Annotated in this window: 21 protein-coding genes; 8 read left to right on the forward strand and 13 right to left on the reverse strand. The window is 72.2% G+C overall.

The genetic code is table 11. From position 1 onward, the window contains the following. Window positions 1–622 precede the first annotated feature (622 nt). Together AB0G04_RS04515 and AB0G04_RS04520 are read left to right on the forward strand one after the other, a co-directional pair. Window positions 623–6379: a beta-propeller fold lactonase family protein gene (locus AB0G04_RS04515; protein WP_360976302.1), complete on the forward strand. Its 5757-nt coding sequence runs from the start codon at window positions 623–625 to the stop codon at window positions 6377–6379. Between the two features lie 23 nt (window positions 6380–6402). Next, window positions 6403–7761, forward strand: coding sequence for a transaminase (locus tag AB0G04_RS04520; RefSeq protein ID WP_360976305.1), 1359 nt, complete (start codon window positions 6403–6405; stop codon window positions 7759–7761). Here AB0G04_RS04520 and AB0G04_RS04525 read toward each other — a convergent pair. Further along, on the reverse strand, window positions 7758–8123 hold the full coding sequence (locus AB0G04_RS04525; RefSeq protein ID WP_360976308.1) for a helix-turn-helix domain-containing protein: 366 nt from the start codon (window positions 8121–8123) through the stop codon (window positions 7758–7760). The genes AB0G04_RS04520 and AB0G04_RS04525 overlap by 4 nt on opposite strands. Window positions 8124–8185: 62 nt before the next feature. On the opposite strand from AB0G04_RS04525, the gene AB0G04_RS04530 reads away from it, so the two are divergent. Next, complete coding sequence (locus AB0G04_RS04530; protein ID WP_360976311.1) at window positions 8186–8836, forward strand: NAD(P)H-binding protein; 651 nt, start codon at window positions 8186–8188, stop codon at window positions 8834–8836. A gap of 60 nt (window positions 8837–8896) precedes the next feature. Here AB0G04_RS04530 and AB0G04_RS04535 read toward each other — a convergent pair whose 3' ends face one another. Beyond that, window positions 8897–9406: an NUDIX domain-containing protein gene (locus tag AB0G04_RS04535; protein WP_360976314.1), complete on the reverse strand. Its 510-nt coding sequence runs from the start codon at window positions 9404–9406 to the stop codon at window positions 8897–8899. Window positions 9407–9443: 37 nt separating this feature from the next. Here AB0G04_RS04535 and AB0G04_RS04540 point away from each other — a divergent pair, with 37 nt between their 5' ends. After that, entirely contained in the window at window positions 9444–10238 is a 795-nt protein-coding gene (locus tag AB0G04_RS04540) for an isocitrate lyase/phosphoenolpyruvate mutase family protein (protein ID WP_360976317.1), read from the forward strand. Between the two features lie 37 nt (window positions 10239–10275). On the opposite strand, the gene menC is transcribed toward AB0G04_RS04540, so the two are convergent. From menC to AB0G04_RS04555, 3 genes are read right to left on the reverse strand one after another with little or no spacing between them, the layout of a single operon-like run. After that, entirely contained in the window at window positions 10276–11394 is a 1119-nt protein-coding gene (gene menC / locus AB0G04_RS04545) for an o-succinylbenzoate synthase (RefSeq protein ID WP_360976320.1), read from the reverse strand. Further along, entirely contained in the window at window positions 11391–12047 is a 657-nt protein-coding gene (locus AB0G04_RS04550) for an SIS domain-containing protein (protein ID WP_360976323.1), read from the reverse strand. The genes menC and AB0G04_RS04550 overlap by 4 nt, the downstream gene beginning before the upstream one ends. Further along, a complete protein-coding gene (locus AB0G04_RS04555; RefSeq protein WP_360976326.1) occupies window positions 12044–12700 on the reverse strand; it encodes a GNAT family N-acetyltransferase in 657 nt (218 codons plus the stop codon). The genes AB0G04_RS04550 and AB0G04_RS04555 overlap by 4 nt, the downstream gene beginning before the upstream one ends. 96 nt (window positions 12701–12796) lie before the next feature. On the opposite strand from AB0G04_RS04555, the gene AB0G04_RS04560 reads away from it, so the two are divergent. Continuing rightward, window positions 12797–13912, forward strand: coding sequence for a M20/M25/M40 family metallo-hydrolase (locus AB0G04_RS04560; protein ID WP_360976329.1), 1116 nt, complete (start codon window positions 12797–12799; stop codon window positions 13910–13912). A gap of 62 nt (window positions 13913–13974) precedes the next feature. On the opposite strand, the gene AB0G04_RS04565 is transcribed toward AB0G04_RS04560, so the two are convergent. After that, the gene (locus AB0G04_RS04565; protein ID WP_360976331.1) at window positions 13975–14157 is read right to left on the reverse strand and encodes a hypothetical protein; all 183 of its coding nucleotides are present in this window, start codon (window positions 14155–14157) and stop codon (window positions 13975–13977) included. Window positions 14158–14247: 90 nt separating this feature from the next. On the opposite strand from AB0G04_RS04565, the gene AB0G04_RS04570 reads away from it, so the two are divergent. Further along, on the forward strand, window positions 14248–14505 hold the full coding sequence (locus tag AB0G04_RS04570) for a DUF3040 domain-containing protein (RefSeq protein WP_360976334.1): 258 nt from the start codon (window positions 14248–14250) through the stop codon (window positions 14503–14505). 118 nt (window positions 14506–14623) lie between these two features. On the opposite strand, the gene AB0G04_RS04575 is transcribed toward AB0G04_RS04570, so the two are convergent. The 7 genes from AB0G04_RS04575 to AB0G04_RS04605 all read right to left on the reverse strand — a co-directional run bounded on the left by AB0G04_RS04575 (window position 14624) and on the right by AB0G04_RS04605 (window position 21046). Beyond that, complete coding sequence (locus AB0G04_RS04575; protein WP_360976337.1) at window positions 14624–15118, reverse strand: hypothetical protein; 495 nt, start codon at window positions 15116–15118, stop codon at window positions 14624–14626. Between the two features lie 261 nt (window positions 15119–15379). Next, the gene (locus tag AB0G04_RS04580; protein WP_360976339.1) at window positions 15380–15961 is read right to left on the reverse strand and encodes a hypothetical protein; all 582 of its coding nucleotides are present in this window, start codon (window positions 15959–15961) and stop codon (window positions 15380–15382) included. A gap of 294 nt (window positions 15962–16255) precedes the next feature. Then, window positions 16256–17428, reverse strand: coding sequence for an ABC transporter permease (locus tag AB0G04_RS04585; RefSeq protein WP_360976342.1), 1173 nt, complete (start codon window positions 17426–17428; stop codon window positions 16256–16258). Then, window positions 17425–18150, reverse strand: a complete 726-nt coding sequence (locus tag AB0G04_RS04590) for an ABC transporter ATP-binding protein (RefSeq protein ID WP_360976345.1) — start codon at window positions 18148–18150, stop codon at window positions 17425–17427. Before AB0G04_RS04590 ends, AB0G04_RS04585 begins: the two co-directional genes overlap by 4 nt. A 2-nt stretch (window positions 18151–18152) precedes the next feature. After that, window positions 18153–19271: an efflux RND transporter periplasmic adaptor subunit gene (locus AB0G04_RS04595; RefSeq protein ID WP_360976348.1), complete on the reverse strand. Its 1119-nt coding sequence runs from the start codon at window positions 19269–19271 to the stop codon at window positions 18153–18155. 75 nt (window positions 19272–19346) lie between these two features. Next, window positions 19347–20534, reverse strand: coding sequence for an HlyD family efflux transporter periplasmic adaptor subunit (locus AB0G04_RS04600; protein WP_360976351.1), 1188 nt, complete (start codon window positions 20532–20534; stop codon window positions 19347–19349). A 134-nt stretch (window positions 20535–20668) separates the two neighbouring features. After that, a complete protein-coding gene (locus AB0G04_RS04605; protein WP_360976354.1) occupies window positions 20669–21046 on the reverse strand; it encodes a response regulator in 378 nt (125 codons plus the stop codon). A gap of 65 nt (window positions 21047–21111) precedes the next feature. Between AB0G04_RS04605 and AB0G04_RS04610 the strand changes: the two genes are divergently transcribed. Continuing rightward, window positions 21112–23241: a response regulator gene (locus AB0G04_RS04610; protein WP_360976357.1), complete on the forward strand. Its 2130-nt coding sequence runs from the start codon at window positions 21112–21114 to the stop codon at window positions 23239–23241. Between the two features lie 37 nt (window positions 23242–23278). Then, complete coding sequence (locus AB0G04_RS04615; protein ID WP_360976360.1) at window positions 23279–24088, forward strand: inositol monophosphatase family protein; 810 nt, start codon at window positions 23279–23281, stop codon at window positions 24086–24088. Window positions 24089–24093 lie beyond the last annotated feature (5 nt).

The following is a 24093-nucleotide window of genomic DNA, read 5'->3' on the forward strand; positions in this document are numbered from 1 at the left end:
CTCCGGCCGACCTCGAGGACCTCATGGCCCGGATCGAGCGACACGAACAGAAAGAGCAGAACCTCCAGCAACCCGCCGGCTGCGATCACCAGCCTGCCGCACTCGCCCTGGCCGCATAACCCCCGAAGGATCTACGGACTCGAGCACTTAGCGGCTCGGGATCGGCAGTCCGGACTCTTCATCCGTCCGGGTTGAGGTGCCGCGTCCGGCACGGCCGCGACCCTGACCGGGCCGACGGCGGCGGGGAGAGGGAGCAGGTGATGCAACCACCCTCGCCGGCACACGCGGTCCGGTGCGCGAGGCCTTGAGCGCGCGGCCTCGTACAAAAGATCATTACATTGACGTCGACCCACGTCATGCCACCGGAACCGGTGAATCTCAAATATTTTCCGTGACTGCGCGGCCGACCCGGCGGACGATGGAATCCGGCCCTTCACCGGCATCGGCTGAGCAACATCACCGCAGGTGGAGCGACCCTGCCCGCACCATTCAGCGATCATGAATGCACCACCGGAAACCGAGATCAAAAACGCTTCGCCGTGGAGAAATCGCGGTTCGTAATCTTCTCGGGGTTTCGTGTCCGGCCTCGGCATCGCACCATGGATGACGGGTGATGCATTCGATGAGCGGGCGACGACTGGCAGTAGTGGTTAGCGTCGAGCAGCACGACGATCCGGTGTTGCGCAGGTTCTCGGTGCCGTCGGCCGATGTGCCCGCGTTCACCGACGTGCTCGGGGATCCGGCGCTCGGCGGGTTCGAGACCGCCTACCTGCGGGATCCGGGGGCGCGGGAGACGTACGCGCGGGTGAAGTCTCTCTTCGAGGGCCGGGACCAGGAGGACTGTGTCCTGGTCTATTTCCGTGGCGTGATGCTGACCGGCCCGGGTGGCGGGCTCTACCTGGCCGCCGCCGACACGGTGATGGGCCGTCCGGCGGACACCGCCGTCGACGTCGCCCAGATCGCCGCGCTCATGCAGCGCAGCCGTGCCGGGCAGGCCGTGGTGCTGCTCGACGGCCGTACCGGTGGGCCGGTCGACGCGGGCCACCACTTCCGGGCGGCCCGGTCCGCCGAGTGGCAGAGCCGCGTCGTGATCGCCGCGACCGCCCGGCCGGAACCGCCCACCTTCGCCGGCCTGATGGCCGAAGGCGTGTCCGGCGGCGGCGCCGACCGTGACCGGGACGGCTGGATCGGCATCAGCGAACTCTATGACCACCTGCGCGAACGCGACCCCAGCGTGCGGCAGTGGGTGTTCGGGTCGGGACGGCAGCCGTGGCTGGCCCGGGTCCGCCGCCCCGGCAGCGACCAGATGGCCACCATCGCCCAGCTCGCCGTGGCCGCAGCCGGACCAGATCTGTCCCGTGCCGTCGAAGCCCGCGAGGCGCTGCGGCGGCTCACCACCGGTGAAGGCCGGGTCGCTGCCGCCGCGTCCGCCGCGTTGCGCCGCACATCGGTCCGGATCGCCGAGCCGGTCCTGGACTTCGGCCGGGTCGCCCCCGGCACCCGGCAGCTCGCCGCCGAGATCGCGGTGCAGGGCCCTCCGCTGGCCGCCGCGTCGGTGGTGTCGAGCTCCGCCGAGGGCCTGCACGCCCGGCTCGAGGGCAACGTGTTGCGGGTGACCTGGTTCCCCACGGTGGGCCGGCTCGACGGCGCGGTCACCCTGGACGGTCCGGCGGGCGTCGCCCGGCTCACGGTCACCGGGGAGGTGTCGGAGGACTTCGACGCCGCCGCCGGCGGGCGGATCCCGTCAGCGGGTGGCGGCACGGCTGCGGCACCGCCGCCCGGATCCCCCGCGGGACACCCCGGATCTCCGGCCGGCGTTCCCGGGTCTCCCATGGTTCCTTCGCCGGTTCCTCCCCCGGGCCCGCCGGCCGGCTGGGACGTGGCGTGGGCCGCATCCGGCGAGCACACCCCGGCCTGGCCCGGTGAGGCGGCGTGGCCCGGCGAACAGCCGCTCGATCCCTGGCCCGGCGAGAACAACGACGCGGCATGGCCGAACGAGACGCCGGCCGGCCGGCACGACACGTTCCGGCAGACACCGGTCCCCGGCACGGCCGGGCATCCGCCGGTCCAGGCAGGCGATCAGGCGGCGTCTCAACCCTCTTCATCCGGTACGCCGGGAACAGCCCCCACGACCACCGGTCCCCGGGCAGCGGGCGCCGTCCCGCCCTTCACCGGCTCTCAGCCCACCGGGACGCCGCGAACTGTCCCGGCCGCCGCCGGTCCTCAGCCGGCCGGCGCCACGGGCGACCCCGGGCCCGTCCAGGCCTCCACCGGTTCCCCGGCAGCCGGCGGTTCCGAGATTGTCTCGCCGACGGGCGCGCCACCGAACATCCCGGTGAGCGAATCGCCACGCGATGCCACGAGCGGGCCGCCGAACGCCGGTGATCCAGGGAACGAGGACAGGACCGATGCCGCATCGCGGCGGCCGACGAGTGGACCCCCTTCGAGCGGAACGGTCCCCCGGCAGTCGCCCTGGGCTCCGATCAGTGGCCCTCCCGCTTCCGGAATGTGGTCACACCGTCCCACGAACGCTCAGCCGGACACCGGGACGACAGCCGGCTCCGCATCGTGGGGAAGCGCGAGCATCAAACCGGCTGCCATCGGTGACTCCCCCGCGGCCGGTGGGGTTCACCCACCCGAACGGGCCGTCACGACGGGTGCGGTGGGCCCGGCGACCCCGCCCGGGAGCCGTGTCGGATCCGAGGACGCGGCTGGCCGGGAGCCCCTGTCCGGGAGTCCCATCGGATCTGATGACACGGCCGGCCGGGGCGACGGCACGGACCTCAGTGGAATGGCCGGCCGTCCGGACACGGCCGCCGATGATGTGCCTCTGGTCGCGCCCAAGGCCACGGTTCGCGGATCGTTCCCGGTGGCAGCGCAGCCGGAGGTCCCGACAGTGCCTCGCGAGCAGAGCCCTGCTCCGGAACCGGCGACCGCTGACAGCGCGACCTACTCGCCCCCCGCGAACAAAACCTCCACGGAAGCCGCTCGGCCGGGCACACCGCCGACCGGCGTGACGCCTGTGGCCGCCGCTTCGCCGGGGGCCTCAGGGCCCGGGGCGGAGTTCGGGCACGGCACGGCCGACACACGAACAGCGAGTGCCGCCCCGGCCGGCCCGAACCCGGTGGGCACCACCCCAGGCCCGGATTCGGCGTCCGCCACCACCACTGATCCAGGCTCGACATCCGCCGCCGGCAGAGGGCCGGTGTCCGGCGCTGCCACAGACTCGGATTCGGCATCCGCCGCTGCCACTGATCCAGGCTCGACATCCGCTGCTGCCGCCGGCCCGGGGCCGGTGTCCGCTGCTGCCGCCGCTCTGAATCCGGCGTCTGCCGTTACCGCCGGCCCGGATTCGACGGACGGCGCGTCAACAAGTGGTTCGGGAAAGTCCGAGGCACGTCCGGAGGTGCCTGTCTCTGCCACGGCATGGCCGGAGCCGTCGCCCAGCACGAGCAACGGCAGCGACGCGGAGATCGCCTCGGAAGCCGGCCATGCGGACGCGCAGGACGATGGGCCGGTGGGCGCCGATCCGGCAAACGCCGGATCCTCGGATGCCGGATCGGCAGGCACCGGATCAGCCCTACTCCCGGAGCCCACCCCGACCACGGGGCAGCCGCCTACGTCGCTCGGCTCTCCGGCCGCGCCGGCCGACGCACGGCCGGAACCGGTGCCCGGCGGCTTCACCGGCCGGTGGGGCATCATCTCTACAACGGGTCAAAGCTCGGCCGGCGAGTCCGGTGCCGCTGATTCGGCAACGCTCGCAACGAGGGCCGACGGATCAGGCACCGATGCGCCGACTAGTTCCGCATCAGAGACCAGCGGATCAGGCACCAGTGCGCCACCAGGTACCGCATCAGAGGCTGGCGGATCGGGCGCCGGTGCGCCGGCGAGTTCGGCAACAGGGGCCGGCGGATCGGTTTCGCCATGGCCGGGCGGTAGTACCGGCACCTGGGGGCGGTCCGATCCGGACGGCGTGTGGCCGGCGGCGGGGCGCAAGCCCGGACGGCCGGCGGACGAGGAGCCGGACGACGGGTCCTCCGCCGGTTCCGGTACGGGCAGGCGGACCGAGGACACCCCGGCGCCGGCTGCTTTCCCGGTGGACGACGTGTCTTCCCGGGCGGACGATGTGTCGGCGCTCGGTGCCGGGAACGACGGAGCAGCCCGGCCGCAGGCTGACGGATCGCCGGCGGGCGCCCCCGGCAACGGGGTGATGATCCCGGCGCCCCGGCAGCCCGCTGACGAGCGTGCGTCCTGGCGGGCGGGCCCGTCGCAAGCGGAACCGGTGGCAGCGGAGCAGTCCGAGTTCGCGGAGACCGGCGTCGGACCGGCTGCCGATCCTGGACAGCGGGCGGGCGGCGCGGTGTGGGCGGGCGGCCTCGGACAGCAGGCGGAGGGCCCAGTCAGTCCCGGGAGGACATCACCGGCCGACGCGGGGAACCGGACGAGCGGATCGGCCACGACCGGAGGACCGGCTACGGCCGGTGGACCAGTTGCGGGCGGCGGACCAGTTGCGGGCAGTGGACCGGCTACGGGCAGTGGACCGGCTACGGGCAGTGGACCGGTCGCGGCCGGTATGCCCGATCCAGGTTCACCGGCGTGGCCGGGTGAGCACGATGCGACACCGACCGCCGGTGTCCCCTGGCCGGCTTCTCCCCCGGCTCGTGATGTGCCGCGACCGCGTACACCCGAAAGCCCCGTGAGCGGGGCGGGGCCCGGTGCTCACCATCCGGGTTCCGAGCCGACAAGCGGCGGGTTCGGGGACGGACCGGCCGGTCAGCGGCCCGCCGGTCAGACACCGGCCGGCCATGCGCCCGTTGGCGGAGTACCGGAACCCGGGCAGAGCGGGCCCACCGAGTCGTGGCCCGCCTCGCCGGCGGCAGGGTGGCCGACGTCGCCGGCAGCGGCATGGCCCGGAACGGATGCCTGGGCGGCAGGTCCGGGACAACATGGCACTGGACAGCCCGGGATCCGGCGACCGGGTCACTCCGGAGCCGGACAGCAGCCGCGGATCGACTATCCGGCCGGTTACCAGGGCGGCCCCGGCACGAGTTTCGGCGCCGGCCACGGTTCGGACGCCGGTTACGGCGCCGGCCATGGTGACGGCAGCGGGAGCGGATGGGACACCGGACCGACCCAGGCGGCCGGAGCGGGCATCGGCACGGGCGCGGGCGGCACGGGCTACCCGCCGGGCGCGGGCGGCACGGGCTACCCGCCGGGCGCGGGCGGTTCCCCGTACCCGGAGGAGAAGAAACCGCGCCGCCGGGGTGTGCTGATCGCCGCGGCCGTCGTGGTGCTCGTGCTGCTCGGCGGCGGGGCGTATGCGGGCGTGCGGTTTACGCTTGCCGGCGACGAGCCGGAGGCCGCGGGGCAGCGGACCACGCCGGCGCAGACCCAGAGTGCACCGGAGCAGCCGGGTGGTGAGGCGAGTGTGCCGGCCACGGAGCCGGCCGGCACCCCGGAGCCGCCGCCGGCGAGTCTGGCGAAGCCGGTGGTGGTGGATCGGATTCCTCTGGGCCGGGAGCCGGAGGGTGTGACGGTCTCGCCGGACAACAAGACGATCTACGTGGCGGACCAGGCGGCCAAGGATGTGCACGTCGTCGATGTGGCGACGAAGAAGATCAGCGTGGTGAAGGTGCCGAACACGCCGCGGTTCCTGACGTTGTCGGCGGACGGCAGCCGGTTGTACGTGTCGCTGTTCGAGAACAACTTCACCGGTAACGGGCTCGCCGTCATCGACACGGTGAACCGGACTCTGGTGAAGACGATCCGGACCGGGCCGCGGCCGTTCGAGCCCGCGGTGGCGCCGGACGGGCAGGTCTGGGTGCCGATCCACAACGGGGCCCGGGTGGAGATCTACGACGATCAGTCGCTCACCGAGGCGGCGCGGATCTCGGTGCCGCCGAACCCGCACTGGATCGCGTTCACACCGGACGGCAGGACGGCGTTCACCGCCAACCACGAGTCGAGCCAGATCTCGGTGGTGAACGTGGCGGACGGTCTCGTACGGAAGAATTTCAAGGTCGGCAGGTCTCCGCATGCGCTGGCGGTGACGCCGGACGGAAAGCGGCTCGTGACGACGAACTACGACCTGGACACGGTGGAGGTGTACGACACCGGCGACCAGCGGCTGATCCACAAGATCGCGGTGGGCCGGGAGCCGCAGGCGGTGATGATCTCGGCGGACGGCAAGTACGTGTACGTGGTGAACGAGGGCTCGGACAACCTGTCGGTGGTCGACATCGGTACCGGGAAGGTGGTGTCCACGGTCGCGGTCGGGGACAGCCCTCGGGTGAACGCGCTGTCACCGGACGGCCGGCGGCTGTATGTGACCGACGGCCGCGGAAAAACGGTTACCGTGCTGAGGACGACCGAGGAGTGACGATTCCCTGATAACGTCGCGCCATGTCGACGGATTCCGGAGTCAATCGCGCCCGCCTCCACACCCTCGCCGACCGTGAGCGTGCCGTTTTCGCCGAGCGGCACGCCTCTTCCCTGCGCGCCTACGGGGAGGCGCGTCATCTCTTCGGCCGGGTCCCGATGACCTGGATGAACAAGGCCGCCGGGGACTTCCCGATCTACCTGGACCGCGCGTACGGCAACCGGATCGTCGACGTGGACGGCAACGAGTTCATCGACTTCGCCCTCGGTGACACCGGCGCGATGGCCGGTCACTCCCCCGAGCCGGTGGTCGCCGCCGTGACCGAACGGGTCCGCAACGGCCTGAGCACGATGATGCCGACCGAGGACGCGGCCGCGGCGGGTGCCGAGCTGGCCCGCCGGTTCGGGTTGCCGGCCTGGAGTTTCGCACTGACGGCGACGGACGCGAACCGCTGGGCGATCCGGCTGCTGCGCGCGGTCACCGGACGGTCGAAGATCCTGGTGAACAGCTACTGCTACCACGGGTCGGTCGACGAGTCGCTGATCGTGGTGGGACCGGACGGCCGCGGCACGAGCCGCGAGGGGAACGTCGGCGCGCCGGTGGACGTGACCCTGACCAGCCGGGTCGCCGAGTTCAACGATCTGGCCGGCCTGGAACGGGAGCTGGCGCACGGCGACGTGGCGGCGGTGCTGATGGAGCCGGCGCTGACGAACATCGGGATCGTGCTGCCCGAGGACGGCTACCTGGCCGGGGTGCGGGAGCTGACCAGGAAGTACGGGACTTACCTGATCAAGGACGAGACGCACACGTTCTCGGCCGGGCCGGGCGGGGCGACCGCGTTCTGGGGCCTGGAGCCGGACGTGGTGACGATCGGCAAGGCCATCGGTGGCGGGGTGCCCGTCGGGGCGTACGGCCTCGGGTCCGATCTTGTCGAAGCCCTTGACGGCCGGGCCGACCTGGACCTGATCGACATGGGCGGCGTGGGTGGCACGCTCGCCGGCAACCCGGTGTCGATGGCCGCAACCCGCGCCACGCTGGAGCACGTGCTCACCGACGCCGCGTTCGACAGCATGATCGCAACGGCTTCGGCGTTCGCCGGGGGACTGACAAAAATCATCGGCGGGTACGGGCTGCCGTGGTCCGTGAGCCGTCTGGGCGCCCGGGTGGAGTACCGGTTCGCCAGTCCCGCCCCACGCAACGGCACCGAGTCGGCCGCGAGCGCCGACGCCGAGCTGGAGGACTTCCTGCACGTCTACCTGGCGAACCGGGGCGTGCTGCTGACGCCGTTCCACAACATGGCGCTGATGTGCCCGACGACCTCGCTCGCCGACGTGGCCCGGCACCACGACATCTTCGACGCGGCCCTGAAGGAGCTGCTCTAACCGTTCCCGGTGCTGCGGGCACGTGCCTCGGCCAGTTCGGGCAGGTGCTCGCGGCACCAGTCGCGCGACGCGTCGATCAGGGTGAGCAGGCTACGGCCGAGCGCGGTCAGTTCGTACTCGACGTGCGGCGGGTTCGCCCGGTACTCCGTACGCGTGACCATGCCGTCGCGTTCCATCGCCCGCAGTGTCTCGGCCAGCACCTTCTTGGTGATCGACCGCAGCGGGACGAGGAGCTCACCGAAGCGGCGCGGGCCGCGCTCCAGGCAGATGACGATCATCGCGGTCCACTTGTCGCCGATCTGCAGCGGCATCATCCGCGACGGGCACTCGGGCGCGAACATGTCCGGATCGAGAGTCGTCACGATGCCCAGGTTAACGTCGGTATCGTTGCGGTAACCAGATGGTCCGCCGTTAGCGTCCGCCCATGACCAGCATCATTGTCTTCGGAGCCGGTGGTCGTGCCGGCCGGGCCGTGTCCGCCGAGGCGGAGCGCCGCGGCTTCCAGGTGACCTCAGTCGTCCGTGATCCCGCCGGACATCAGCTTCCCGGTCGCGTCGTCCAGGGTGACGTACTCGACGCCGGGTCCATGGCCGAGCTCGTCGCCGGGCACGACGCAGCCGTGAACGCGGTGTCGCCGGCCTCCGGTCCCGAGGCGCTCGAGAATTCCACCCTGGACGCCGAGTTCTACGTCAAGGCCACCGATGCCCTGCTCGGCGGACTGGCGGCCGCCGGCGTACCCCGGCTCGTCGTGATCGGCCTGTTCGTCAACCTGCTCGACGGCGCCGGCAACCCGCTGTACGACGATCCGGCCGTGCTGCCGGACGAGTTCCGCCAGTTCGCGCTGGCGCACACGGCCGGTCTGGAACGTCTGCGAGCCGCGGACACCCCGGTCGACTGGCTGATGCTCACCCCGCCGGCACAGCTCGACGCCGAGGGCCCGCGGCTCGGCACCTACCGCACGGGCGGCGAGACCGGCGGGGGCACGCATCTGTCGTACGCCGATCTGGCGGTTGCGGTGGCCGACGAGATCGAGACCCCGCGCCACCACCGCACCCGTATCTCGATCTTCGACTAGCGTCTGTCCGGCGGGGGCCGGCGGGAGCGAGGCAGGTCCAGCCACCCCGCGGAACAGGCGCTACAGGTTGTCCGGCTGGTTCAGCGCCGGGTGCTTCTCGGCCGCCGTGGTATGCCAGGCGCCGCTGTCGTCGGCGAGCGCCGTCCGGATCCGCAGCACGGACCATTCGTCCAGTTCGGGCAGTGCGCCGGGCGCGAACCAGCCGACCTCGAGCGACTCGTCGTCGGTGGCGCCCGCCTCACCGCCGACGGCCCGGCACCGGAACCAGACGTTCAGGTATTCGCACCGGTCACCGTTCGGATAGACGACCGGATGTGTCGCCACCCCGGCGAGCCGCACGATCTCGGCTCGTACCCCGGTCTCCTCGAAGACCTCACGCACCGCGGTGTCGGCCGGCTGCTCGCCGGGGTCCACCAGGCCGGCCGGCACCGACCAGCGGCCGTTGTCGGAACGCCGGGCCAGCAGCACCCGGCCGTCGTCGTCGGTCACCACGGCGCTCGCGCCCGGCAGCAGCAGCAGGTCGTGCCCGACCGCGGCCCGCATCCGGGCGATGTATTCAGAAACAGCCACGCCGGAAACCTTAGAGCGATATGGCATGGTGTGTGGCATGAGATCGGTTCGCGAGCGTTTCCGCCGGCTGCACTCGACAGGGACGTTCGTGATGCCGAACGCGTGGGACGCCGGGTCGGCGCGGGTGCTGGCCACCACCGGGTTCGCGGCTGTGGCGACCACGTCGTCGGGGCTGGCCGCGAGCCTGGGCAAGCGGGACCAGCAGGTGACGCGGGACGAACTCGTCGCGCACGTGACGGCGGTGACCGCGGCGGTCGGCGTGCCGGTCAGCGTGGACGCCGAGCGCCTGTTCGCCGACACCGCCGGCGGTATCGCCGAGACGGTGGACCTGCTGGCCGCGGCGGGCGCGGCGGGCTTGTCGATCGAGGACTACGACCCGGCCACCGGCCGGGTGGACACCCTGCCGGCCGGCGTCGAGCGGGTCGGGGCGGCGGCCGAGGCGGCGCGGCGCCACGATCTGGTGCTGACGGCGCGGGCCGAGAACCATCTGTACGGGCAGGGCGATCTCGAGGACACGATCACCCGGCTGGTCGCCTACCACGCGGCGGGGGCGGATGTGCTCTACGCGCCGGGGCTCACCACACCGGAGGACATCACGCGGGTCGTCGAGGCCGTCGGTGCTCCGGTCAACGTGCTGATGATGCCCGGCGTCCCGAGCGTGCCGGAGCTCGCGGCCCTCGGAGTGCGCCGGGTGTCCACGGGTGGTGCGCTGGCGTGGGCGGCGTACGGCGCGCTGCGCGACGCGGCCCGCGAGCTGCTGGAGTCGGGCACCACCGAGTTCCGCGCCCGCAATCTGACGGCCGCCGAGATCGAGGCGGCCTTCGGCGCCTGACCCCGCCGGGCGTACCGCGGACAGCCGGGGGTGCGGTTCAGTCGCCCGGCTGGAGTACGGCTACGTCGGTGGTGACGGCCTCCACGAACGGCAGGTCGGGGTCGCGGCCCAGGCCGGGAGCGGACGGGACGGGGACGTGGCCGTCGACGCAGGTGATCGGTTCGGTGGTGATGTCGCGGGCGTAGTACTTGTCGGAGCCCGAGACGTCGGACGGCAGCGTGAAACCGGGCAGTGAACTGAGGGCCACGTTGGCGGCGCGGCCGATGCCGAACTCGTGCATGCCGCCGCACCACACCGGCACGTCGTGACTGCGGGCCAGGTCGTGCGCGCGTACCGCGGCGGTGAGGCCGCCCATCCGGGACACCTTGATGTTGAGGATCCGGCCGGCGCCCAGCCGCAGGGCGGTGGCCAGGTCGTCGACCTCCTCGACGGACTCGTCAAGGCAGATCGGGGTGTGCAGGACCGCCTGCAGTGCGGCGTGGCCGAGCAGCGCGCGCGGGGCGTACGGCTGCTCGATCATGAGAAGGCCCAGCTCGTCGAGCTGCCGGAAGACGGTGACCTCCTCGGCCGGGTAGGCGCCGTTGGCGTCCACGTGCACCGGCACGTCCGGGAACGCCGCACGCACGGCGCGGACCGGTTCCACGTCCCAGCCGGGCGCGATCTTCAACTTGACCCGCCGGTAGCCTTCGCCGACCCGCAGAGCGACCTGTTCCAGCAGTGCGCCGACGGTCGGTTCGATCCCGAGCGAGACACCGGCCGCCACCTCGGCCCGATCACCCCCGAGGGCCTTCGCCAGCGGTACGCCGGACGCACCCGACCACAGGGCCCACGCCGCCATGTCAAACCCGGCCCGCGCGAAGTGGTTACCTCTTACCCGCGCCATGGCGGCGGCCAGGCCGGACGGGTGCTCCCACGCGGTGTTCAGCACGAGCGGCGCCAGGAACGACCGGGCCATCGCCCAGCAGCTGCCGACGGTCTCGGCCGAGTAGTACGGGCCGCTCGGGGAGGCGATCTCGCCCCAGCCGACGGCACCGCCGGTGCTGGTCAAAGTCACCAGGATGTGTTCGAGTTCGCGTTTGGCGTGCGAGCTGGTCCGGAACTGGTGCACGAGCGGCAGCCGGACCCGGCGCAGCTCGACACGGTCCACCTTGATCATCGTTCTCCCGTCCGGTCGTCGGTCTCGGGGTGGTACAGGCCGAGCCCGGCGGCCAGTTCGTCGCGCAGGTGCAGGCGGCGGCCGGCGCCCTTGGAGCTGGCGATGGTGAGGGTGGCGAGCAGGTGCAGGGCCAGCACGACCGAGGTGGGCGAGTTCGCGTAGGAGGCGCTCCCGGTGCCGATCACGATGCTCGTGGTCGCGGCGGAGGCCAGCGGGGCGTCGTCGGCGTCGGTGATCAGCACCAGGTCGCCGCCGCGGTGCGCGTAGGCCGCGGCGACATCGACGGTCTCCCGGCGGTACCGGGACATCGACACGGCCACGAGCAGGTCGCCCTGCCGGACGTCGCTGAGCACGTCGAGGGCCCGCAGCGAGCCGTCACCGACCAGGTGGACCCCGGACAGGCCGGCGCTCAGGTCGGTGGCGAGCATCGACGCGTAGGCGAGCGACTTGCCGTACCCGAGCAGGTATCGGCGCCGGGCCGAGACGATCAGAGCGGCGGCCCGTTCGATGGCGTCCTGCTCGGCGGCCCAGGCCAGGGCTTTCTCGAACTCCTCGCGCTGCTGTTCCAGGACACGCTGCTTGAGGACCTGCGCGGAGCGGCGCTGGACGTTGCGGTCGAAGCGCTCGGACGGGGTGGAGCGATGGGTCGTCACGATTCGTCATTCTCGAACGTGCAGCCGACCGCGCCGTCCGGGTCCCTGGTCACGCCGGTCCAGCGGGCGCCCGCGGCGAAATACCGTTCGAGGCCGGCACGCAGCCGGGCCCGGTCGCCGGCCGGGGCGTGCACGACACCGGCCGGGACGCCGGGTTTGCGGGCGTGCCACAGATCCCAGGTGACCAGGACACGGTCGGTCCCGCCGCCGTAGTAGTCGGGCAGGAACCGGACTCCGGTGGCGCCCAGGACGTTCAGGTTGAAGTGGGCGTTGCGCAGCGCGTACGGATCGAAGGTCCACCGCATGGTCCGCGCCCCGGTGAGCCGTGCCACCTCGGCCTGGGCCTGCTTCAGGCGGCGCCCGACGCCGAGGCCCTGCGCCTCGGCCGCCACCACCGCGGCCTGCGAGTAGTGGTAGAGCTCGCCGCTGTCGACGGCCGAGAAGCCGAAGCAGAAACCGACCATGGCGCCGGCCGGATCGGCGCCGCCCGGAACGAATGCCCCGATCACCGATCCCGCGTTCTGGCGCAGGGCGGCGAGCAGGCGCGGGCTGAGCCCGTATTCGGGCTGCTCATAGCCGAAGACGGTGCGGTAGAGGCGTGCCGCGGCGGTCAGCTCGGCCAGGCCGTCCAGCTCTCGGACGAGCACCTCCATACCCACCTCCTGATCAAAGATACGTTTCGTATAACCGCCATCCTCGCAACATCTCCGCTCGTTGACAACCGCCGGGACGCGACTTAGCTTTCGCATATGCCGCCATCCCCGGAGTCCTCAGCAACGATCGAAGCGCTGCACCGGTACACGCTGCACGAGTCGCCGACCGGGGATGCCCGGGCACTGGCCGCCCTCTCCGACGTCCTTGAGGCCGACGCCGCCCGCGCCGGGTTCCACACCGCCCGCGAGCCGCACCCGACCGGCGATCATCTGATCTGGTCCCTGCCGGCCCGCGGCGTGACCGGCGATCCGATCCTGCTGCTCAGCCACTACGACACGGTCTGGCCGGTGGGCACGCTCGCCGGGATGCCGTGGACGGTCGACGGCGACGTGATCCGCGGGCCCGGCGTCTACGACACCAAGGCCGGCCTCGCGGCGCTGCTCTCCGCCGTGGCGACGATCAAGGACCAACCCCGTCCCGCGGTACGGGTGATCGTCGTCGCCGACGAGGAGATCGGCTCCCCGACCGCCGGTGACCTGGTACGGGCCGAAGCGGGCCGGGCGCGGGCCGTGCTCGGCCTCGAGCCGCCGCACCCGGGCGGCGACCTGAAGACCGGCCGTCGCGGCAGCACCCGGGCACGGATCGAGGTGACCGGGGTGGAGGCACACGCCGCCCTCGACCCGGAGGCCGGCGCGAACGCCATCGACGAGCTGGTCGACCAGCTGATCCGCGTGCGGTCGGCGGTCACGTCCCGGCCGGTCCTGCTCAACACCGGCACGATCGCCGGAGGTGGACGGACCAACGTGGTCGCCGGGACGGCACACGCCGACCTGGGGCTGCGGTTCGCCGACCCGGACGACGAGGAGGCGGTACTCCGCGAGCTCCGGCGGCTGCGGCCGGTACGGGCGCGAGCCACCGTGGCGGCGCGGCTGCTGTCGCACCGGCCCACCTGGCGGCCCGGCCCGGCCGGCGCCACGCTGCTGGAACAGGTCCGGACGATCGCCGCCGGCATCGGTCAGGACATCGACGGCCGGCCCGCCGACGGCGCGGCCGACACCAACACGACCGGGGCGCTCGGCCGGCCTACGGTGGACGGTCTGGCCCCGCGAGGCGGGGGTGCGCATGCCCGTACCGAATGGGTCTCCGCCGAAGGCGTCATCGAGCGGACCGCCTTGCTCGCCGCCCTCCTGACCGCTCCGATCGAACCCTGACCGTCGCTCCCACCGGCACGGCACCACCGCCCTTCCGGGGCTGTCAGTCCCGGCTCAACCTGTCATTTCGGGTTCGCCCCGTCATCCGCGGCCGCCATGTCGAGGTCCGCGTCCGGCGGCACCAGCTCCCGGTCCGCCTCGGCCCGCGGGCGTGCCGCCGGATGACGCGGCAGATCCTCCGGCCGGTTCCCGGAGCGGCTGTCGGGCCGCTTGTCGTTCTCGCTCGCCCCATGTTCGTTCGTCATACGGACAGACTTCCCACGGACGAGGCGTTTAGACTCGCGGAACTCCGGGTACACGGGACGCCCAGGAGCCTCCGACAGGAGCGATCGACGATGAACGATAACGACCTTCGCACAATCGCCGAGTTGGAACGCCGGATCCACCTGTCCGACCCTGAGTTCGCCGCCCGGATGACCGCGGGCGTGCATGCCGAGGTCCGTTTCCCCACCTTGGCGTTGCTGTGCGCCGCGCTGTTCATCCTGGTTCCACCGGTGATGCTGCTGTTCGGCTGGTTCGGCCTGATCGTCACGCTTGACGTCTTCCTCGCCGCGGTCGCGGTCGTCCTGATCCGGCGCCGCCTGTACGGCTGACGACCGGCATCCTCGCAGCCGTCCGCACCGGCACGTTGCTCCATCGCCCGGTCCGGGATCGGCACGTTGCTCCATCGCCCATTCCGGATCGGCACCTTGCCGTCACGCCGTCGCGGTTCTACACGGTCACGTCGATCAGGTCGCCGCCGGTGAGGACTCCGCGGAGCGCGTACAGGTCGATGCCTTTCTGGCGCATCAGGGTGACCAGGCTGGACGCGCCGGTGGCGGCCGCGGTGACGGCCTCGCTGTCCATGCCGAGCAGGCGGCTCAGGGCGGCGAGTTTGACCTCGTCGCGCAGGCCGGCGTTCTCGCCACGGGGTTCCCGGGCCGGGGGTGCCGGGGGAGCGCCCCGCCTGGCGGCGAACTCCTCCGGATTGCCGGCGGACAGCCCGGCTCGGATCGCGGCGATCAGATCGTCGTGCGGGACACCCCGGGCGGTGGCGATGTCGTTGAGGCTGCTGCCGTTGCCGAGCTGCGTCCTCAGCTCGTCGACGGTCAGCCCCAGCGTCTCGGCCAGCCGGGACAACAGGTTCTCCCGGCGCTGGCCTGCCGCCGGAGACCACTGATACGAGTAGTGGCCGGGGGACGCCGAGACACCACTGATCCCACTCATCGCAGTCCCCCGCTCATCCCAGTTCCCCATTCATCGCCGTCCCCGTTCGCTGTCGTCCGCGGGTCATCGCCGTCAGCGGCTCATTGCCGTTGGCGGTTCATCGCCGTCAGCGGTTCGATGCTGTCCGCGGCTCATCGCTGTCCGCGGCTCATCGCTGTCCGCGGGTTCATCGCCGTCCGTGGCCCGTCGCGGGACGCCTGTCGTCTCGCGCTGCGGGGAGGCATCGGCTGGGGAGGGCCACTCCTGTGGCTTTTCGGGGACTCAGCCGGCGGTGATCGCGGTCGCGGTGATGACTCCCTCCGCATCGGGAACGCCCTCGACGGTCACCGGGAGGCCCGACGTGATGCTCTCCAGCGAGGCGGTCTGGCTGACCTTCACGGTCGTCTGTTCGCCGGTCCGCACCGTCACCGTCTCACCGGCGTCGGTCTGCACGTAGAGGGTCGTGCCGTCGACCATCTTGACCGTTCCGGCGGTTCCACCCATGGCGGGCTGGGCTCCACCGCCCTGCACAGGCCCGCCCTGCGCTGATCCGTCCTGCGCCGGTCCACTCCCGGAGACCGCGGGCCGACCACCCGGAGCGGCGGGCCCGAGTGAGCCGCCGGAGCCGGTGGGCATGCCCGCACCGTCCGGGGCTCCGCCGGCCTGCGTCTCCTCGATGCCCCAGCGCTCGTGGGCCTGGACGCCACCCAGGAAGCCACCGGCCAGCAGGGCCAGGCCGATCAGGCCGACGGTGGTCCGGTTCCACCAGCGGCGCGGGGCGGCCGCGGCCAGCGCCTCGTTGAGATCGGAGCGGCCGCCGTACGCGCGGGGCAGCACTTCGGTGTCGTGGACCCCGGAGTGCACACCGTCGTCGGCCGTAGCGGTGCTGTCCGAGCCCCGGGCGCTGTCCGGGGTTCTGGCTCTGTTCGAGGTTCTGGCATTGTCTCCGGTCGCGGCGCTGTCGGATGTCGCGGGGCTGACCGAAGTCGCGGCGCTGTCCGGGGTAGCGGTTCGGTCCGAAGTCGCGGCGCTGTCCGGGGTAGCGGCGCTGTCCGGGGTAGGGGTTCGGTCCGGAGTAGCGGTTCGGTCCGGAGTAGCGGTTCGGTCCGGAGTAGCGGTGCCGTCTGATGTCACGGGCGGTTCCTCATTCATGGCTGCTCACTCGTAGCGGAGGGCGTCGATCGGGCGCAGGCGGGCGGCGCGGGCCGCGGGCAGTCCGCCGAAGAAGAGCCCGATCAGCACGGAGACGCCCAGGGCCAGCACCACCGAACCGGGCACGATCACCGGCTGCACACCGACGATCGAGAAGCGGCTGCCCAGGACGGCGGCCGCGACACCCAGAACTCCACCGATAACACTGAGCAGCGTCGCCTCGATGAGGAACTGGGTGAGGATCACCCGGCGGGGCGCGCCCAGGGCCTTGCGGATGCCGATCTCGCGGGTCCGCTCGGTGACGGTGACCAGCATGATGTTGGTGATACCGATGCCGCCGACCAGCAGGCTGATCGCGGCCACCGCCCCGAGCAGGGTGGTGAACGTGCCGGCGGTCTCGGTCTGCGTCTCCAGCAGCTGGGAGGCACTCTGCACCCGGTAGCCGCCGGGCTCCAGCCTCGTGTCGAGGATGGTGGTGATCTCGCCCTGGACGGTGCCGACCATCGACGGGCCGGACGCCTCGACCAGGATCGAGCTGAGCGGACCGAACCCGGCGAGCACCTGTCGGACGGCACCGATCGGGGCGATCGCGGTGTCGTTGAGGTCCTGCGAACCGGGCGAGTTCTTCTCCTTCAGTACGCCGGTGACGGTGAACAGGGCACCGCCGACGGTGACCTGCTGACCGACCGGGTCGGCGCCGGCGAACAGTTCGTCGGCCACGGTCCGGCCGAGCACGACGACCCGGCGGGCCTGGGCCTCGTCGTCGGCCGTGAAGATCGCGCCGGTGCCGACCGGGGAGTTGGAGGCGGCGAACCAGCTGGGTGTGGTGCCGACGAAGGAGCTGATCTCGTGCCCGGCGCCCTCGTAGCTGAGGGTGGCCGCCGTGCTGACCACGGGCGAGACCGAGCGGACGCCGGGGGCGAGGACCGGGTCGTCGAGCGCCTCGGCGATTCTCATGGTGAGGCCGCCGCTCTCCCGGCTGGTGCTCATCACGGTCAGCGTGTTGGTGCCCAGTGCCTCGATCCGGCTGGTGACCGCCCGTGACGACCCGTTGCCCACGGCCACCAGGAGAATCACCGCGGCGACGCCGATCAGGATGCCGAGCATGGTCAGGGTGGAGCGGAGTTTGTTGGCTCCGATACCGCGCAGCGCAAAGCGCACAATCTCTAAGAAATTCATGATAAAACTCCCGAAGCCGCATGCCTGCCCCGCGGCTCCCGCCGGGAGTCACTGGCGACCCGGCCGTCGAAGAGCCTGATCAGCCGATCGGCGCGGGCACCGATCTCCTCCTCGTGGGTGATCAGCACGATGGTGTGGCCGGCCGCGTTCAGGTCGTCGAGAACCGCCAGCACCTCCTCGCCGGCATGGCTGTCGAGGTTGCCGGTCGGCTCGTCGGCGAGCAGCAGCGCCGGCTCGGTGACCAGCGCACGGGCTATCGCGACCCGCTGCTGCTGGCCGCCGGAGAGCTGGTGCGGCTCGTGGTCGGCACGGTCCGCGAGACCCACCAGGTCCAGGGCGAACATGGCCCTGCGGCGCCTCTCGGCGGCTCTCGTCCCGGAGTACGCCAGTGGCAGCTCCACATTGGCCACGGCACTGGTCCGCGGAATCAGGTTGAACGCCTGGAAGACGAACCCGATCAACCGGTTCCGGGCCAGGGCCAGCTGTTCGTCACTGAGCGAGCTGACGTCGACCCCGTCCAGCAGACAGGCACCCGTCGTGGGGACGTCCAGGCAGCCCAGGATGTTCATCAGTGTCGACTTGCCGGAGCCGGACGGGCCCATGACGGCCACGTAGTCGCCCCGCTCGACCTGCAGGGTCACGCCGTCGAGGGCGCGAACCCGGGTGTCGCCGTCGCCGTACACCTTGGTGATGTCCCGCACGTCGATAACCGGCCGGATCATGGTCAGCGTCCGCCCGTTCCGCCGCCGGGAGGAGCGAACCCTCCACCACCACGCGGTCCGGTGCCGGCGCGGTTCGTGGTGCCGGCGATCGGCAGCACCACCCGCTCCCCGGAGGCCAGCCCCGAGGTGATCTGGGTGGCGTCGTCGCCCTCCAGCCCGACCTGGACCTGGCGACTTTCCTGCTTGCCGGCGCTGTCCAGGACGGTCACGGTCCGCCGGTTGCCGTTGGCGGTGACAGCGGCCGAGTTGATCATGACCGCGTTGTCCACACTGCCGGTGACCACCGAGACGGTGACGGTCTGGCCCGGCTTGGCACCGTCCGGCGGGTTGGGCAGACTGACCGTGACACCGTAGGTGACCGCGTCCTCCGTGCCGCCCCGACCGCCCGCGGAGCCTGTCGCGGTGGGGTCGACGGCGACCACCTGCCCGGTCGTCTCGGCGTTCTGCAGGGCGTTCCAGACGACGGTGGCGCTCTGCCCCTCCTTCAGCTCGGTCGCGTCCGCCTCCGAGAAGGCCGCGGTGATCTGCAGCTTCTTCAGATCGGCCAGGTCGACGAAGCCACCGCTCGAGTCCTGCGCGCTGACGACCGACGAGCCGCCGAGGGTTCCGTTGACGGCGACCACCGTGCCGGCCATCGGGGCGATCAGCTGGGTGCCGGCAACCGCCGCCTCCGCCTCGTCGACGGCCAGCTGCGCCTCGGTGACCGCGTTCGCCGCGTTGCCGGTGTCGGTTCCGGCAGCCCGTGCCCGGCCGAGCGCGTCCTGGGCCGCCGCCAGGTCGGCCCGCGCCAGGTCGAGATCGCGTTTGGCGTCGGCCGGGTCCACCTTGGCCAGCAGGGCTCCCGCCTTGACCTCCTGACCGACCTTCACCGGAATCGCGGTGACCGTACCGGGGGTGCCGAAGGTGGCGGTGGCGGTGGCCGCACTGACCACCGACCCGCCGGCCGACACGGTGCGGGTGACCGTGCCCTGGGTGGCGGTCACGGTCCGTACCTCGGACGCGCTCGCACCGCTGGTCTGCGAGGTGTCCCGCAGCAGGGTCCAGCCCCAGAACGCGGCACCGACGATCAGGAGGGCCAGCAGGGCGTTCACGGCGGTGCTGGGTCGACGCAGCGCTTTCACACCGTCATCATGCCTTCCGGCCGGTTCCTGTTCCGGTGTTCCGCGGAATAACCGGCATACCCTTGCATTCCCGTACTACCAGGAACGTACGACCTGCTCCCCCTGCTCCAGTCCGCCGGTTATCTCGGTGTATCGGTCTCCGCGGAGCCCGACGGCGACAACGCGCTCGGTCGACCGGTCCGCAGCACGAACCAGCACAGTGCCCGATCCACCGGATACGTCGTGCACCGCGGTCGACGGCACGCGGAGCGCGTCGGCCACCTCACCGGTACGCACCCGGACCTGGGCGCTCTGCCCGACGAGCAGGCCGTCCGGGGCGTCGGCGAAGGCGAGCCGCACACCGTAGCGGACCAGGGTGCCGTCGGACGTGCCGGCCGGGTCGACCTGGATCACCTGTGCCTCGTACACGTCGTCGGCGTCGGCCAGGGCCACAGTCGCGCTCTGCCCGCCGGCCAGCGCGCCGGCGTCGGCCTCCGGGAATTCGGCGCGGACCTGCATGGCGTACGTGTCGGCCAGGCTGATGAACGTCGACCCGCCTCGGATCTGATCGCCGACCTTGCCCTCGACGGCGACCACCGTTCCGGCGATCGGTGCGGTGAGGCTCGTCCCGTCCAGCGCCTTCCTGGCCACCTCGACTGCCCGTGCCGCCCGGTTGACCTGCTGTTCCGCGGTGAGCAGCGGGTCGCCGCCGCTGTCCGGGTAGCCCATGGTCACGCAGGGGCCGGCCGCACCGGCGGGCCGGGCGTCACCGGCCCGGACATCACCGGCTGGGACATCAGCGGCCAGGGCATCACCGGCTATGGCACCGCCGGCCAGGGCATCACCGGCTATGGCACCGCCGGCCAGGGCATCACCGGCTATGGCACCGCCGGCCAGGGCCGCACCGGTTTGGGCACACGTCGTGGCGCTGGCGGTGGCGCGGGCCGCGACGGTCCGCGCCTCGCCCAGCTCGGCCTGTGCGGCGGCCAGGGCGGCGGCGGCGGCGTTCACGTCGCCGGCCGCTTCGGTGTCGTCCAGCGCGGCGAGGGTCTGCCCCTTGCTGACCCGGTTGCCGGCCCGGACCTTGACCGCCTCGACCGTGCCCGCCACCGGGAAGGACAGGCTGCGGACGGTGGCCGGTTCGACGGTGCCGGTGGTGGCCACGTCGAGGGTGACGGCGCCCCGGTCGACGACCGCGACGACGATCGCGGCCGGCCGGGGAGGATCGTCCTTGACGAGTGCCGCGATGACGCCACCGGCGACGGCTCCGGTCACGACGATCACGGCCCCGATGAACCGGATACGCCGCCTACCTCTGCTTTGCCCCGTTTTTTCGGTCACGAACGTAGATTGTTACCGTTTGTCCGTAGATCCCAGCCTTGAATCGATGGCCTCCCATGGGATCCGTCCGAACGGGCTCAGGCAGAGGTGAGGGAGGCGACCCGGCTCAGCAGATCCTGCGCGGTGAACGGCTTGGGCAGATAGTCGTCCGCACCGGCGTCGAACGCGGCCGCCACCTCCAGCCAGCGGCCGCGCCCGGTGAGCAGGAGAATCGGCACGTCCGCGGTGCCCGCGCCGTTCCGCAGCGCCCGGCACAGCGTCGCGGCGTCCATGTCATGACCGGCCGGATCGAGAGCCGCGTCCAGGATCGCGCAGTCCGGCCGATGGGCGTGGGCGGCGCGGAGTGCGGCATGCCCGGTGCGGCGGGACGACACGTCCAGCCCGGCCGAGGAGAGCACCGTCTCGATGATGCGCAGCAGCGTCGGATCGTCGTCGACCACGAGAACCGAAGACACCCCGTCACCCCCGGCGATCACTGAAGCGGCCACGATCCCCTTGATCGCTCCATACAGTAAAGGCCGTGCCGGAGATCGGTGACCGGATCTGGGGCGCGCGACGCCTGCTGCGCGCCGCGGTGCTGTTCGTGCTGGTGGCGATCACGGTCGTGGCGGTCACCGGTCTCGTGCGCAACAACGAGACCCTTCAGGCACAGGACGGCGTACGCCGTTCGAGTCAGATCCTCGGCCGGATCGGCGATCTGCGGGTCGTCGCGGAGACCGTGGCCGAACCGAGAGCGCGACCGTCCGCCGGGGACACCCTGCGCGCGCACGCGGCCGGCCTCGGCGCGCTGGCCGGCTCGGACCCGGTGCACCGCGACCTCCTCCAGCGGATCACGCCCGAGTCCGGCGCCGCCGACGTACGGGCCGTGGCCGACGGGATGGCGCGGCACGAGCAGGCCCGGCTCGACCGGCACATCGCCGAGGCGGGCGCCGTGGCCCGTACCAATCGGTGGATGATCGCCTGGGTCTCCGTGCTGGCGGCACTGCTGTCGCTGCTCGGTGCGCGCAAGATCGAGAAGCGTCTGACAGCGGTCGCGGACCAGATCGCGGCCGCCGCCCGGCGGGCGCGGGGCGGCGACCTGACCCGGCTCGCGGACGTACGCGCACCACGCGAGCTCGGCGAACTGGCCACCGCCGTCAACTCCTCGATGACCGAACTGGCGAGGGCGCGGGACGAGGCGTCCGCCGCGACAGCCGCGGGCTCCGCGTTCCTGGACGCGATGAACCACGAGATCCGGACGCCGATGACCGCCCTCACCGGGATGACCGGGATGCTCCTGGAGACCGGGCTGGACGAGCGGCAGCGGGAACTCGCCACCACCGCGCACACCAGCGGGACCGCACTGCTGGGCACCGTCGACGACCTGCTCGACCTCGCCCGGGCCGAGACCGGGGACCTGCACCTGGAACGACGGCCGTTCTCGTTGCGCGGCTGTGTGCGCCGGGCCCTCGACCCGGTCGCGCCCGCCGCCGAGGCCAAGGGCCTGCACCTGTCCGCGCACCTGGCCACCGGCTGCCCGGAACGGGTTCGCGGCGACGAGCGGCTGGTCCGCCGGATCCTGACCGCGTTGCTGCGGCAGGCGGTCGCCAGCACCGAACACGGTGCCGTCACCGTCAGCGTGTCCACCCATCCGGGCGGCGGCCAGAACCTGGAGCTACGGTTCGCGATCCGGGACACCGGCCTCGGCATGCCCGCCGACCGGCAGTCCGAGCCCGGCGTACTGCTGGCCCGCCGCTTGGCGGAGTCGATGGGCGGCGGCGTCACCACCGAGAGCCGTCCCGGGCAGGGCACCACCGTCACCGTCACCGTGCGCGTGGACCCGTCGATCCAGCCGGACCGCTCCGGGCACCACCCGGTGGCCGGACGCAAACAGTCACTGCTGGTGCTGGTGGCCGAGGACGACCCGGTCGATCAGCGGCTGACCCGCCGCCTGCTCGAACGCCGCGGCCACCGGGTCCGGACCGTCGCCGACGGTGAGGCGGCGCTGGAGGCCGTCCAGCGTGACCGCTACGACCTGGTACTTCTCGGTTCCGGACTGCTGGTGCTGGACGGCCCGACCGCGGTGCGCCTGATCCACGCGGACCCGCCCCCGCACGGCCCGCCCCGCATCGTCGCGGTCTGCACCGACCCGGAGGAGACGGAGGACTTCGTGGCGGAGGGCGTGAACGGCGTACTCACCCGCCCCGTCGACGCCGCCGAACTGGACGCCGTACTGGCCACCGCCGCCGCCTACGCCGACGTCCGCCTGGCCGGCGCCGGACCGCTGCCGGGACCCGACGACGGCGAGCCGGCCACCATCCGTGCCTGCGTCGACGTGATCGCCGGACCGGACGCCGAACCCGGCGACCGCCACCGGCTCGCCGAGATCCTGCACAACTTCGCCGACCGCCTGCCCGGCCTGCTCCAGCGCATGGACGAGGCCGCCGCCGACGGCGACACCCGCAATCTGGCCCGGCTGGCGCACGGTCTGAAGGCGTCCTCGGCCACCCTCGGAGCGAACCGGTTCGCGGCCATCTGCGCGGACCTCGAGGACCGCGCCCACCATCGGCCTGACTCCTCCGGCGAGGCCTTGCGCGACCTGCACGAACGGGCCGGCGAGATCAGCGACACCATGGAGACGATCTCCCGCCAGCTGGCCCGCGCGGCGTGATCACCCTGGTCCGGACAGGTCGGCCTAGGGTGCACACATGTCGATCAATGATGAGGATCTCGCGGTCCGGGCCGCCGAGGCCGGGGCCGCCGTGGTCCGCTCCCACTACGGCGCGGAGCTGGCCCGGTTCGGCAAGGACGGGGACGACTTCGCCACGGTTGCGGACATCGAGGCGGAGCGGGCGATCCTCGCGATCCTGCGGGCCGCGCGCCCGGACGACCTGGTGCTCGGTGAGGAGAGCGGCCGCACCGGCGACGGCGGCAACGGCCGGACGTGGCTGGTGGACCCGCTCTGCGGAACCCTCAACTATGCCGTCCGCAGCATGCTGGCCTCGACGAACGTGGCGCTGCGGACCGGTGGCCGGGTCACCGTGGCGGCCTGCGCCGACCCGTTCAACGACGAGGTGTTCTGGACCGGCGGCGACACCGCGTACGTCCGCCACGACGGCGTCGACCGGCCGCTCGCGCCCTCGGCCGCGTCGCGTCTGGTCGACCTCAATCTCGACCCGCCGTTCCCGAACCGGCCGGATTTCCTGGCCGCGCGGATGCTGTCCGACGACGTCTTCGTCGAACGGTTCCGCCCGCGTGTCGTCTCCACGACGCTGGCCGTGGCGTGGGTGGCGGCGGGGCGCCGCGCCGCCTATGTGACCGACGGCCATCTGGAGGACAGCGTTCACTTCGCGGCCGGAATCGCGCTCTGCCGGGCGGCCGGCTGCGTCGTCACCGACCTCGACGGCCGGCCCCCGCATTCCGGCCGCGGCGGCCTGATCGCCGCCGCCAACGACGCCACCCACGCCACCCTGCTGTCCCTGATCGCGGCGCAGCGGCCCGGAGACCGCCGGCCGTAGCTCAG

The organism is Actinoplanes sp. NPDC023801, assembly GCF_040639655.1.
Lineage (GTDB): Bacteria > Actinomycetota > Actinomycetes > Mycobacteriales > Micromonosporaceae > Actinoplanes.

What these genes read in the sequence shown, in the direction of transcription:
- AB0G04_RS04540 (WP_360976317.1), top strand. Translation starts at nt 9,444, where the DNA reads ATGAGATCGGTTCGCGAGCGTTTCCGCCGGCTGCACTCGACAGGGACG.
- AB0G04_RS04530 (WP_360976311.1), top strand. Translation starts at nt 8,186, where the DNA reads ATGACCAGCATCATTGTCTTCGGAGCCGGTGGTCGTGCCGGCCGGGCC.
- AB0G04_RS04555 (WP_360976326.1), bottom strand. Translation starts at nt 12,700, where the DNA reads ATGGAGGTGCTCGTCCGAGAGCTGGACGGCCTGGCCGAGCTGACCGCC.
- menC (WP_360976320.1), bottom strand. Translation starts at nt 11,394, where the DNA reads ATGATCAAGGTGGACCGTGTCGAGCTGCGCCGGGTCCGGCTGCCGCTC.
- AB0G04_RS04520 (WP_360976305.1), top strand. Translation starts at nt 6,403, where the DNA reads ATGTCGACGGATTCCGGAGTCAATCGCGCCCGCCTCCACACCCTCGCC.
- AB0G04_RS04515 (WP_360976302.1), top strand. Translation starts at nt 623, where the DNA reads ATGAGCGGGCGACGACTGGCAGTAGTGGTTAGCGTCGAGCAGCACGAC.
- AB0G04_RS04590 (WP_360976345.1), bottom strand. Translation starts at nt 18,150, where the DNA reads ATGATCCGGCCGGTTATCGACGTGCGGGACATCACCAAGGTGTACGGC.
- AB0G04_RS04575 (WP_360976337.1), bottom strand. Translation starts at nt 15,118, where the DNA reads ATGAGTGGGATCAGTGGTGTCTCGGCGTCCCCCGGCCACTACTCGTAT.
- AB0G04_RS04615 (WP_360976360.1), top strand. Translation starts at nt 23,279, where the DNA reads ATGTCGATCAATGATGAGGATCTCGCGGTCCGGGCCGCCGAGGCCGGG.
- AB0G04_RS04565 (WP_360976331.1), bottom strand. Translation starts at nt 14,157, where the DNA reads ATGACGAACGAACATGGGGCGAGCGAGAACGACAAGCGGCCCGACAGC.
- AB0G04_RS04585 (WP_360976342.1), bottom strand. Translation starts at nt 17,428, where the DNA reads ATGAATTTCTTAGAGATTGTGCGCTTTGCGCTGCGCGGTATCGGAGCC.
- AB0G04_RS04570 (WP_360976334.1), top strand. Translation starts at nt 14,248, where the DNA reads ATGAACGATAACGACCTTCGCACAATCGCCGAGTTGGAACGCCGGATC.
- AB0G04_RS04560 (WP_360976329.1), top strand. Translation starts at nt 12,797, where the DNA reads ATGCCGCCATCCCCGGAGTCCTCAGCAACGATCGAAGCGCTGCACCGG.